9 protein-coding genes are annotated in these 13196 nt (G+C 36.7%); 7 read left to right on the top strand and 2 right to left on the bottom strand.

Features of this window, described 5'->3' with window-relative positions; translation table 11 throughout:
* The first annotated feature begins 91 nt into the window (after positions 1-91).
* The gene (locus tag ACZLXV_RS05200) at positions 92-3013 is read left to right on the top strand and encodes a response regulator (protein ID WP_482382745.1); all 2922 of its coding nucleotides are present in this window, start codon (positions 92-94) and stop codon (positions 3011-3013) included.
* A gap of 7 nt (positions 3014-3020) precedes the next feature.
* On the opposite strand, the gene ACZLXV_RS05195 is transcribed toward ACZLXV_RS05200, so the two are convergent.
* Together ACZLXV_RS05195 and ACZLXV_RS05190 are read right to left on the bottom strand one after the other, a co-directional pair.
* Positions 3021-3725: an AIM24 family protein gene (locus ACZLXV_RS05195; RefSeq protein ID WP_022223980.1), complete on the bottom strand. Its 705-nt coding sequence runs from the start codon at positions 3723-3725 to the stop codon at positions 3021-3023.
* A 76-nt stretch (positions 3726-3801) separates the two neighbouring features.
* Complete coding sequence (locus ACZLXV_RS05190) at positions 3802-4626, bottom strand: TerD family protein (protein WP_022223981.1); 825 nt, start codon at positions 4624-4626, stop codon at positions 3802-3804.
* A 121-nt stretch (positions 4627-4747) separates the two neighbouring features.
* On the opposite strand from ACZLXV_RS05190, the gene ACZLXV_RS05185 reads away from it, so the two are divergent.
* The 6 genes from ACZLXV_RS05185 to ACZLXV_RS05160 form a co-directional block, all read left to right on the top strand.
* Positions 4748-5296, top strand: a complete 549-nt coding sequence (locus tag ACZLXV_RS05185; protein WP_482382716.1) for an LOG family protein — start codon at positions 4748-4750, stop codon at positions 5294-5296.
* A 204-nt stretch (positions 5297-5500) separates the two neighbouring features.
* Positions 5501-6067 carry a histidine phosphatase family protein gene (locus ACZLXV_RS05180; protein ID WP_482382715.1) on the top strand — a complete coding sequence of 189 codons (567 nt, stop codon included), beginning with the start codon at positions 5501-5503 and terminating at the stop codon, positions 6065-6067.
* 27 nt (positions 6068-6094) lie between these two features.
* Positions 6095-9460, top strand: coding sequence for a PAS domain-containing hybrid sensor histidine kinase/response regulator (locus ACZLXV_RS05175; protein WP_482382714.1), 3366 nt, complete (start codon positions 6095-6097; stop codon positions 9458-9460).
* Positions 9461-9648: 188 nt separating this feature from the next.
* Complete coding sequence (locus tag ACZLXV_RS05170; RefSeq protein WP_022223985.1) at positions 9649-10218, top strand: RNA polymerase sigma factor; 570 nt, start codon at positions 9649-9651, stop codon at positions 10216-10218.
* A complete protein-coding gene (locus ACZLXV_RS05165; RefSeq protein WP_482382713.1) occupies positions 10215-11177 on the top strand; it encodes a hypothetical protein in 963 nt (320 codons plus the stop codon). The genes ACZLXV_RS05170 and ACZLXV_RS05165 overlap by 4 nt, the downstream gene beginning before the upstream one ends.
* 61 nt (positions 11178-11238) lie before the next feature.
* Positions 11239-13196: hydratase (locus tag ACZLXV_RS05160; RefSeq protein ID WP_482382712.1), on the top strand; the 1958-nt coding region annotated here is incomplete at its 3' end.

The following is a 13196-nucleotide window of genomic DNA, read 5'->3' as shown; positions in this document are numbered from 1 at the left end:
CGGTTCATTAAAAAATATTTTTTTTGGTGAAAACCAGAGCTTTCTTGAGATAGAGAGATTTAAAAAAATACACGGTTCAGGCGAAGGTCAGATGATAAACAAAGCAGATGCACCTGTCTATGTTAGAATGTACAAAGCGGATACCGTGGACGAAAACGGAAATAAAATGTGGGTGTTATCCGTAAAGACTGACTGGGTACAGCAGAATTTAAAACTTATAAATAATGTTCTCAAATCAGGAATGTGGTATTTTGACTTTGATATGAACGGTGACATTGCCGGTGTGTTTTGGAGCCATGAATTTAGAAGAATGCTTGGTTATCATGATATTCTTGATTTTCCTAACAAATTTGAGATGTTGGAAGAGAGTATTCATCCTGATGACAGAAAAAAAGTTCTTGCATTATTAAAAGAAGTATTAGCTGACAGGCATGATGAGAAAAAGTATCATATTGAATACAGAGTGAAGAGGATTGACGGGAAGTATCAGTGGTTCAGGACGAATGCAGAAGTTATAAGAAGCCGTGACGGTCTGCCGATAAGGATGGTAGGCACTTTTGTTAATATTGAAGAACAGAGAGAGCAGGAACTCTTTGTAAAGAGGAGCGATGCTTTTCACAGGGCATATACGAAATCAAATATATGTGAATATTATGTAAATCTTAAAGATAACACGTTTGATTCACTTAAAGTGGAGGATTCACTTCTCGGTATTTTTGAAAAAAGTACGACATGGGATGAACTTATTCAGGAATATCTAGACAAATTTGTATGTGAAGAAGACAAGTCAGCGGTTGCACTTATCTATAACAGAGCATATATACTTGAAAAGTTTAACGACGGCAGTCGTGAGTTAAGTATTGAATGCCGCATAAAAATAAATGGTGAAGAACGTTTGGTGAGAAATGTAGTAATGTCGGGTGAGGAAGAGGGTGTGTCACGCTATGCCATGATATTGGTTAGGGATATTACCGAGGCGAGAAAACAGGCTGATGAAATAAGGGAGATAACCCGCAAAAATGTCGTTATGGACAAACTTCTTCAGGGAACGATAAAACTCGTTGACCGTTTTGCAATGTGTAATATAAATGAAGACACATACAAAGTATACAGTATAATGCCTGAAGAGTCGATACATGGTTCTGTAGGTAATTATCATGATTTTGTTGAGAAAACTTCTTTGACATATAAGGTTGTATCCGAGAAACAGTCGATGAAGGGTATTCTTTCGGAAGAAAACCTGAACAAAATATTTCACGGCGTTGGAATTGATTATATATACAAATTTGAATATTGTACGCTTGATGAGAAGATATTTAAAAATATGGCTGTGATTCCTATATCAAAGACAGAATCGGGTAAGATTGAGAGTATTATGCTTATAGTTCAGGATATAACTCAGGAAAAGCAAATGGAAATTGCATCGAGAAAAGCACTGAAAGATGCCTATGATGCTGCAAATCTTGCAAACCATTCAAAAACAGAGTTTTTGTCAAATATGTCCCACGATATCCGTACGCCTATGAATGCGATTGTCGGAATGACTGCAATTGCGGGTGCAAATATAGACAATAAGGAGAGGGTTATCGACTGCCTTGGCAAAATTACAAAGTCGAGCAGACATCTGCTCGGTCTTATAAATGAGGTTCTCGACATGTCGCGAATTGAGAGCGGCAGATTTACGTTGTCTGAGGAAGACTTTAATCTTGCAGAACTCGTAGACAATCTTGTCACGATGACTAAAAATGACATAGAAGCGCATAGTCACAACTTTGAGGTGCGTGTCGGAAAAATAAACCACGAGAATGTGTTTGGTGACAGTTTGCGATTACAACAGGTTATCACCAATGTTATGAGCAATGCGATAAAATACACTCCTGATGGAGGAAATATTATTTTCTCTATTGAGGAAAAACACGATAAATCTAAAAATATAGGATGTTATGAATTTTCTGTTGAAGATAACGGAATAGGAATGACGAAAGAGTTTCAGGAGGTTATTTTTGAGCCGTTTACAAGAGCAGACAATAAGAGAACAACTAAGATACAGGGGACAGGTCTTGGAATGACAATAGTCAGAAACATTGTCAATATGATGAATGGCAATATAAAGATTGAGAGTGAGCCGGGAAAGGGAAGCAAGTTTATAATAACAGTATTTTTGAAACTTCAGGATGAAGAGAGAGAACAGATAGAAGAACTTGTTGACCTTCCTGTACTGGTTGTCGATGATGATGAGATATGTTGTGAAAATGCGATAAATATATTGGACGACATAGGAATTAACGGCGAATGGACAACATCAGGAAGTAAAGCTGTTGAAATGACAAGAAAACGTCATGAATTGGATGAAGATTATTTTGCGGTGATAGTTGACCTTAGAATGCCTGAGATGAACGGAATAGAAACTGCAAGGCAGATAAGGAAGATAGTCGGCAAAGACATCACGATAATTGTACTTACGGCATATGACTATTCATTGGTGGAGGACGAGGCGAGAGAAGCCGGAGTTGATGCATTTATAACAAAACCTCTGTTTCGCTCACGTCTTGTTACAATGCTTAGAAATATAATCAAGGGAAAACCGGGCAGGTCTGCCACAAAATATCTGTCAGGTATTTCAAAATCGGATTATTCAGGTCAGAGAATACTTCTTGTAGAGGACAATGAACTGAATCGAGAGATAGCTAAAGAGATAATAGAAATGACAGGGGCAATAGTAGATACCGCAGAAAACGGCAAAGAAGCGGTAGAGAAAGTCATGGATATGTCTGATGATTATTACAGGCTTGTATTTATGGATATACAGATGCCTGTTATGAACGGATATGAAGCGGCTGCTGCCATAAGAGGACTAGATGATAAAAAGAAAGCATCCATACCTATAGTAGCTATGACGGCAAATGCATTTGCAGAAGACATTATGCTTGCAAAAAATGCCGGAATGAATGAGCATATGGCAAAGCCGCTTGATATAAATAAATTAAACGAAACACTGAGAAAGTGGCTGTGATAAGCTTTTAATCAATACCTACGTCAATGCCGCCTTTTCGCTCAGAAGGCTGGATTATAACAGTGACACCTGTACTACCATGCCATTCAAACTGATAGGACTCTCCGGAAGTCTGCCCTATAAAAGTTTTCCATGAAACATCAGCGGTTACCTGAGGGTCACAGTGACCTTTTCCAATCCAGCATACGACAGCATCGGGATCAATTGAGATTGTACTGCCTGACGACACATTGCTTAAGACTATAGGATTGCCGTCTGCGAGAACCGCAACATATGCGTTTGGACCTTTTGCGGTGAGAGTGGAGGTTGCAAGCCCTTTTTGTGAAAGGATTCCCACACCTATAAAACGTACACTGTAATCGCAATCCTGTGTGAAAGCTAATATATTTTCTGATTCCACAGATACCGTCTCTCCCTCAGCGAGGTGATATACAACTATATGCTGACCGTAATTTGCATAATATGTAACAGAGTCTCCATTTAGATTTACTTTCATCAAAGGTAAGTTTTCTCCGGTGACTCTGCGGACAAGCTGGCCGAATATAGCCTGACCTATATTGTTTTGCGGGCCGAAAAGAACTTTTTCAAAAGTGTAATTTTTAGCACCGGTATTTTCTCCGGCTATAAAAGCACCTGCTTTTGTAAATAAAACATCACTTCCGCTGCATGTGACTTTTAGTGTCAATTCGTTTACTGTTTCAAATTTAAGCATTTTATTCCTCGTTTCCGTGTTGAACTGTTTATTTGTTGAACACTGATTTATTTTTTATAAAGTTGTAAAGACAGACTTAAACTATTTGTACTCCATATAATCCGCAAAGTCCTGCCAAATCTTTAGATACGCCGTTTCCTACGGCATTAAATTTCCAATTTCCATTATGCAGATATACTTCACCAATCATCATAGAGGTGACGTTCTCATAATATTCATCCATTTTAAAACTTACAAGTTCACTGTTGTTTGAATAATTAAGTATTCGCACATAGGCATCTTTAATCATGCTGAAATTTAGTTTCTTTTCGTAAGCTTCGTTTATGGTTAGTACAAAGACGATTTTTTTTACAGATGGTGATAAATTGTTAAGGTCAATGGTTATGCTTTCACGGTCATTTTTTTCAGCCTCATTAAAAATAACGCTGCCATCAGGACTTTTTGTCTGACCGTAAAACACAAACCAGTCATCCCCCGGTACTTTTCCTGTCGAATCAAGCATAAAAGCTGACACATCCACATCACATTCGGTATTAGAAATGTTCCAGCCGAGACAGGCTTTTATTTTTTGGACGGAGCCGCCTGTAAAAAACTGTATTTTCTGTCCTTTCATGGTTGTATGTATTAGCGGCGGGATTGTCATTGTTTTTGTTGTGTTGGTGTTAGTGACTGTGGCTGCATTGTTGAATACAGGAGCGTTACCAATTGTGTTAGTATTATCAGTGTTTATGGTACCTTGATTGGAAGTCTGCCCTGAATCTTTGTTGTCAGACACACCGGCGGTTTGATTTAGATTATGTATTTCTTTTAAATTTAAAGGTGTCTGTACCTTGATATTATTGATTGAAGTTATGGTCTGCTCCGTAAATGGGGCAGATGACTTCATCTGGATATTTGTCATGTTAAACCTCATTTCTGAATTACAAATTTGTAAATAAAATTACTGTTTGGTATATTTTAATATTAAGTGCAATATGTTAAAATGTCAATTATCATAAAAGTAAAAGGAATTAAAGAGGAATATGAATATTACAGTATATCTTGGAGCGAATGAAGGAAATGCTACTCATTTAAAGAAAGAGGTAAAGGAACTTGGAAAATGGATAGGAGAGAGCGGAAATTCTCTTGTTTATGGCGGCTCAAAGTCGGGACTTATGGGAATACTTGCTGACAGTGTGCTTTTGGCAGGCGGAAGAGTTACCGGGGTAGAGCCTGTATTTTTTGTCGAGAGCGAATATCAGCATGAGGGAATACATGAACTTATTGTCACAAAAGATATGCCTGAGCGAAAGGCCAAAATGATTGAACTTGGAGATGCATTTATAGCTTTCCCGGGAGGAACCGGAACTTTAGAAGAAATATCAGAAATAATGTCAATGATTTCTTTAAAACATATGGATGCACCGTGCATATTATATAATCTTCATGGTTATTATGACGGCTTGAAAATGCAGCTTGACACCATGATAAAATATGAATTATCCTCAAAAGATCGTCTTGAGGGTATTTATTTCGCAGACACAATCGATGATATAATCAAAGATTTAGCAAAAATCAAGTTAGTTTCATAAAAATCCCCCTGTGTTTTACAAATATAAATAGTATGATATTTCACAAAAAAGCAGAAATCATCTTATCACTTAAATATTTTAATGGCAAGAAAAATATATCAGCTGATTATTGGGAAATTTAAAAAATTATAATTTCGCATGTAGTGATTTTATCGGACATGTGATATAATTACTCAGAAATTGATATATAAAGAGGAAAAATAAATGTTATACATAATGAGACATGGAAAAACGGACTGGAATGTTCTGCATAAGCTTCAGGGAAGAACGGATATTCCTCTGAATGAAGAAGGACGGAATATGGCGAGAAAGGCAGCTGATATATATAAAGATATAAATTTTGATGTATGTTATTGTTCACCGCTTAAAAGGGCAAAAGAAACGGCAGAGATTTTACTTGAGGGACGAAACATTCCTATAATATTTGATGACAGGCTTAAAGAGATGAGTTTCGGAAAATATGAGGGAACAAAGAGCAGTTTTTCGACAGAGAAACAGTATAAGGCAGAGAACAGTCAGGTTAATATATTATTTCAGGCACCTGAAAAATACATTCCTCCTAAAGATGGAGAAAGTTTTGAAGATTTGTATAAAAGGACAGGAGAATTTTTGAAAGAAGAGGTTAAGCCGCAGCTTGAAAATGGAAAAGACATTCTTATAATAGGGCATGGTGCGATGAATTCGAGCATTGTATGTCAGGTGAAGAAAATTGATATTAAACACTTTTGGGAGGCAGGCATAGAAAACTGTAAATTGATGAAGCTGTTATAGGAAAGTGATGAAAGAGAGGGGATAAAGATGCCATTTGATACTGTGGACAAGCTGTTGTTTGATAGTTCGGTGTGTGGAATTATAGAATTTAGGATTTATTCAAAAAATTTGTATGGAATAACAGATATGAATCAGGAGGCTGAAAAGATTACAGGTTATGATATCAATGAGATTCTTTCTTTACCACATAAAATAGATATTTCAAAAATGATATATGATGAAGATGTCAATATAGTTGTAAATGAAATTGCAAGTCTTGTGCTTACAGGTAAATCCGAAAAGATTGAATATAGAATAATATCAAGAAGTGGAGACATCCATTGGATATCCGGCAAATTTATTCTTGTTGAGAATACGGATTTTGTGGAAAGTGCGCCGAGTTGTATCATAAACAGTTTTGTATGTATTGATGACAGGAAAGAAGCAGAGCAAAACCTAAGACATTCTGCAACAGCATATAATCTTCTAAGAGATTCATATTATCGTATAAGTTATGTTAATTTAAAAAAAGATACGCTGCTCAATCTGAAGCTGGTTGAGGGAGAATACGAGTATGAAAAAAAGTTTAAGGGAAAATTTAGTGATGTTGTAAAGTACTGCGGTAAAAGACTTGTATATGCGGATGACGGTGATACATTTATTCAGCTTTTAAATCCTAATAATTTATTAAAATTATTTAAAGACAAAAATGAAATAGTTTCTTTTTCATATCAAAGGCTTGTAGATGGTAAATACATGTGGGTACAATCTGATATTATTCCTTTGGATGATTATACACCGGACAAGCCAAGAGTTGTCTGGTATGTAAAAAACATTACGGAGAAGAAAGCAGAGGAAGCAAAGTACAATCAGATGATTTTACAAAAGAATGTCGAACTTATGAATGTCAATGAGGAATTAAATAAAAGAATTGCTCTGATCAGTTCATTGAGTGAAATATATATATCATGTTATGACATTAATATGTCAACAGGACATTACAATGAATTAAAAGCGAAGACGTACGTGCATAATATAATTCCTAAGTGCGGTGATGCAGCTGAATCATTGGAATATTTTGTTGATACTTTTGTAAGCTGTGAGTATAGAGAAGAGATGGAGAAATTTATAGATCTGTCTACGCTTGATGAGAGACTTAACGGCGAGCAGATAATAAGCATGGAGTATGCAGGGACTATGATAAGATGGGGAAGAGTTGGTTTTGTACCTGTATACTGTGATGACAACGGAAAACCGGTTGAAGTATTATTTATAAGTCAGGATATATCAAATGAAATAGGCCTTGACAGCAGAATGGCGAGACAGTTTTATGAAGATCTACAGGATAAAAATAAAAATCTTGCAAAGTTAAATAATGAGCTGGAAAAAGAGAAGAGACAATATCATGATGCACTGACTATCAATTCTGAATTTTCGTTCAGTATAGATTTGAATACCGGAATGCTTACAAAAGATATTCAGTCAAGAACAGGCAAAAGTTATGTTGATGAACTTGGAGTGGAACTCCCAATTAATATTAACGAGTTTAACAGGAAATATATTGAAGTTAATTCACTTAAATTTATAGATCCTGAGCGTGAAAAGTTATGGTTTACACCAAGACTTTTAAATGCTTTCGATAATGGCGAAAATAATATTGAAGTCGAATTTTATCTTCCGGCATCAGACAGATATTTAAAGACAAATACACTTATGTCACGGGATGAAGTTACAGGTCATGTAAATGCATTTGTTATTGGAAATGATATTACAGACATAAGAAAAAAAGAAGAGAATGCAAAAAAAGCTTTAATGGAAGCATATGAGGCTGCTAATTTTGCAAATGCGGCAAAAACAGATTTCCTGTCAAACATGAGCCATGATATAAGAACACCGATGAATGCAATTATAGGAATGACAGCTATTGCATTAAATAATCTTGATGATAAAGAAAAAATTGCTTATTCGTTAAAAAGAATATCTTCATCAGGCAGACATCTGCTGGGGCTTATAAATGAAGTGCTTGACATGTCAAAAATTGAGTCAGGCAAAATGAATCTTAACGATGAAGAATTTAAATTGTCTGAGCTTTTTATGGATATTCTTGATATGGTCAGACCGCAGGCAGCAAAGATGCATCATGATTTGCGTGTAAGGCTTCTTGATGTGGAACATGAGGAAGTTATCGGTGACAGAATGAGAATACAGCAGGCATTTGTAAATATTATAGGTAATGCCATAAAATACACGCCTGAGGGTGGAAAGATTGCCATAACGGTTTCTGAGAAGCGTAGCAGAAATCCAAAAGCGTCTTTCTACAAATTTGATTTTAAAGATAACGGCATAGGAATGTCGGAAGAATACATAACACACATATTTGAACCTTTTTCAAGAGCAGAGGATTCGAGGGTGAACAGGATTCAGGGAACAGGGCTTGGAATGCCTATAACAAGAAATATCCTTCGTATGATGAACGGTGATTTGCAAGTCAAGAGTGAACTTGGAAAAGGTTCGGTGTTTACTGCTACAATGCTTTTGAAACTGCAGGATACGGAAACTGTTGATGTTTCTGAACTGCATGGTCTTTCAGTTCTTGTGGTTGATGATGACAGAATTTCATGCGAATCAATGTGTGATATGCTTGACGGAATAGGGATGAAAAGTGAATGGACATCTTCCGGAAGAGAAGCTGTTGAAAAGATTGTAAAAAAACACGAAAAAGAAGATGATTATTTTGCTGTTATTGTCGATTGGCAGATGCCTGAAATGAATGGTGTAGACACTGCAAAGGCGATAAGAAAAAATATAGACGGAAATTTACCGATAATAGTTATGTCGGCTTATGACTGGTCGGATATAGAATATGAGGCAAAGGCAGCAGGGATAAATGCATTCCTGACAAAACCGGTATTCAGACTTAACATTATAAATATGTTTAAACACTTTGTAAACGGAGAATTTGACAATAATATACAGCAGAAAACTATAGTTTCGGAAGTAGACGGATGTGATTTTTCGGGAAAACGTGTGCTTCTTGTTGAGGATAATATGATAAACAGGGAGATTGCAATTGAGATTTTGAAAACGACAAATATAGAAATTGAAGAAGCTGAAAACGGTAAGATTGCAGTTGAACAGTTTGAAAAAAACGGCGCCGGTTATTATGACATAATACTTATGGATATACAGATGCCTGTCATGAACGGATACGAGGCAACTGAAAAAATAAGGTCGCTTAAACGTGAAGATGCAAAATACATTCCAATAATTGCAATGACTGCAAATGCTTTTACAGAAGATGTGGTGAATGCCAAAAATGCAGGTATGAATGAGCATATTCCAAAACCGATAGATTTGAATAAATTTATTCGCACGTTAAAGAGATGGATTGATTTTTCAGAAAAAAATAAATAAAAACTAAATTTTTTGCAACAAAACAAAAAAAGTTCTGTGTATATTTTTGAGGGAATAACATAGTACAACGAAAATTATGTTGTACCGGAATATATCATGGAACTTTTTTTCTGTAAAAATTTGCTTATAAATTAAAAAAAGAAAAAATCTATATGAAAATTTATATGATTGGGAATAAGGGAGAGTTTATGAATACAATAGATGACATACAAATTATAAATCTTTTGTTTGAAAGACAGGAAAGCGGTCTTTTGAAAATGGAAGAAAAATATAAAAAATACTGTTATTCGATTGCAAACAGAATAGTATTTGATAATGAGGATGCCAAGGAGTGCGTAAATGACACATGGCTTAAAACATGGAATTCAATTCCACCGAACAGACCTGAAAATCTGGCAGGTTATCTGGCAAAGATTGTCAGAAATCTTGCGTTGAACTGTTATGAAAGGAAGAATGCAAAAAAGAGAGGGGGCGGTCAGGTGGAAATGTCATTAGACGAACTTTCTGAGTGTGTTGCAGATTCAAACAGAGTTGAAGAAAATATTGAAAAGAAGGAACTGGTTACAATCATTTCAAATTTTTTGCAGAACAGGGATGAGAAAAAGAGGACAATTTTTATACAAAGATATTTTTATATGGAAGAATTATGTGATATTGCTGACAGGATGCAGATGAAAGAAAGTTCAGTGCGTTCTGTTTTATCAAGGATGAGAAAAGATTTAAGAAAATATCTTGAAGAGGAGGGGATTGCATTATGAATAGTTCAGTAGACGAAAAAAGAGAATGTGCAAAAAAAATAATGCATGCAATCGGAGAACTGCCGGATGATATGATTTCAAAGGCAAATCCTGAGAATTGGAAAGACGGTGTGTATATAGGAGAAGATAAAGATACGGCAGGAAATGTATGTGACACCGGGCGTAGAAAAATTACAGTCATAAGTGAATGGATTCGGGCAAAAAGAAAACAGGTGGCTTTTGCGGCAACATTATTTCTGTGTGTTATAGTGGCGGGTGTATGGAAAATAAATTCAGTAGATGAGCATATAGAGGATAAGCTGAAAAATGAGCAGCCGGGTCAGATAATCGAGGGTACAGGTGAACCTGACAGTACTTATGATCCTTTGACCGGGGTTACAAAAAAGAAAAAGAGGAACAAAAAAAATAAGGGTGAGAAAGCGGAAAAGAAAGTTCCGCAAAATGAGCACAGGAATTATGTTCATAAAAATAACGGTGACAAAAAGAGTGAGGAAAGTGAACCTGACAGTACAGAACTGCCGGAAATGAAGGACTTCAATGATGATAATGAAAATCATCCGGACAGGAAAGGAACCGGCACAGATGAGGACGGCGAAAACAGTGATAATACTCAGCCGTCAAAGGATGATACGACAGATACACCACCGCAGGCAGCAGTTTCCGATACTCCGGATGAAAGTGCTACACAGGAGAGTGTGACGGCATATAAACTTGATTCACAGGGGAACAAAATAGCAGTAAACATAACATCAGCAGATGCTTTAAAGATAGCTGATATAATTTACGGCAAAAAATATTCACAGGATGTGGAGACAAGCGGATATGCAGCCGTTTTTAGATATAAGGGAAGTGAATATTATTATGACTCAAAATCAAAGATGCTTGTAACATCAGGAAAAGGTGCCAAGCTGTCTGAAAGTGAAAATGCAGAGCTTAAAAAGATTATCAAACTTGACTAATTGTTATGTTACCATATATAATAAATGATAATTATGAAATTGAAATAGGAGGATTTTTATAATGATTAAGCTTTACGACAACGGCGTATATCTTTTAAACGGTACTGAAATTGTTGAAGATGGCGCTCAGGCTTTAGATGCCGTTTTAGCAAAAACAGGCAGAAAAGTCACAAAAGAAGAGGCAGCTAAGGGTACTATGGCTTATGGTATTCTTGAAGCACACAATACTTCAGGCAATATGGAAAATCTTCAGATTAAATTTGACAAACTTACTTCTCATGATATTACATTTGTAGGTATCATTCAGACAGCTCGTGCGTCAGGTCTTGAAAAGTTTCCTGTACCATATGTTCTTACAAACTGCCACAACAGTCTCTGTGCAGTAGGCGGAACTATAAATGAAGATGATCATATGTTTGGACTCACATGTGCAAAGAAATATGGAGGAATGTATGTACCACCTCATCAGGCTGTTATTCATCAGTTTGCGAGAGAAATGCTTGCAGGTGGCGGAAAGATGCTTCTTGGTTCTGACTCTCATACACGTTACGGTGCACTTGGTACTATGGCTATGGGTGAGGGTGGTCCTGAGCTTGTTAAGCAGCTTTTGAACCGTACATATGATATTCCTATGCCGGGTGTCGTAGCAGTTTATCTTACAGGAAAGCCAAACAAGGGCGTAGGTCCTCAGGATGTGGCTCTTGCGATTATTGGAGCTGTATTTTCAAATGGCTATGTAAACAATAAAGTTATGGAATTCGTAGGTGATGGTGTAGCAAACCTCAGTGCTGATTTCAGAATCGGTATTGATGTTATGACTACAGAGACAACATGTCTCTCATCAATCTGGACAACAGATGACAAGATTAAGGACTTCTATGATATCCATAAGCGTCCACAGGATTTCAAGGAAATCAAGCCGGATGCAGTTGCTTATTATGATGGCATGGTTTATGTTGACCTCAGTAAAATCAAACCTATGATTGCTATGCCGTTCCATCCAAGCAATGTTTATACTATCGACGAGTTAAATGCAAATCTTATGGACATTCTCGATGATGTAGAGAAGAAGGCACTTGTAAGTCTTGACAACAACAAAGTTAAATATACTCTTAAAGATAAAGTTCACAATGGAAAACTTTATGTTGAACAGGGTGTTATCGCAGGATGTGCGGGTGGTGGTTTTGAAAATATTTGTGATGCCGCTGATATTCTCCGTGGCAAATATATTGGTGCAGATGAGTTCTCACTCAGCGTTTATCCTTCAAGCCAGCCTGTATTTATGGAACTTGTTAAGAATGGCAGGATAGCAGACCTTATGGAGACAGGTGCGACAATACGTTCTGCATTCTGTGGCCCTTGTTTTGGTGCAGGAGACGTTCCTCCAAACAACGGTCTTTCAATCAGACATTCAACAAGAAACTTCCCTAACAGAGAAGGTTCTAAAGTTACAAGCGGCCAGATTGCTTCAGTTGCACTTATGGATGCACGTTCTATTGCGGCAACAGCAGCAAATAAGGGTTATCTTACTTCGGCAGAAGATGTGGATGTGGATTTCACTAAGCCTAAATACTTCTTTGACAGCACTATTTATGAAAACAGAGTTTATAATGGTGTAGGAAAGCCTGACCCTGATGTAGAAATCAAATTTGGTCCAAACATCAAGGATTGGCCTGCAATGTCAGCACTTACTGACGATATTGTTATCAAGGTCGTATCAGAAATTCATGATCCTGTAACTACAACAGACGAGCTTATTCCGTCAGGAGAAACTTCATCATTCCGTTCAAATCCTCTTGGTCTTGCAGAGTTTACTCTTTCACGTAAGGACCCTGAGTATGTAGGTCGTGCAAAAGCAGTAGCGAAAGCAGAAAAGGCAAGAGTTGCCGGCGAAGATATTTTTGCAGCATGTCCGGAAGTTGAAGATGTATTTGCAAAGATTAATGCTAAGTTTGATATCAAGCCTGAGAACACACAGATTGGAAGTATGATTTATGCAAATACATCTTCAACTTCCGG

Source organism: Butyribacter sp., from assembly GCF_056818865.1.
This window is presented reverse-complemented; position numbering and strand designations above follow the sequence as displayed.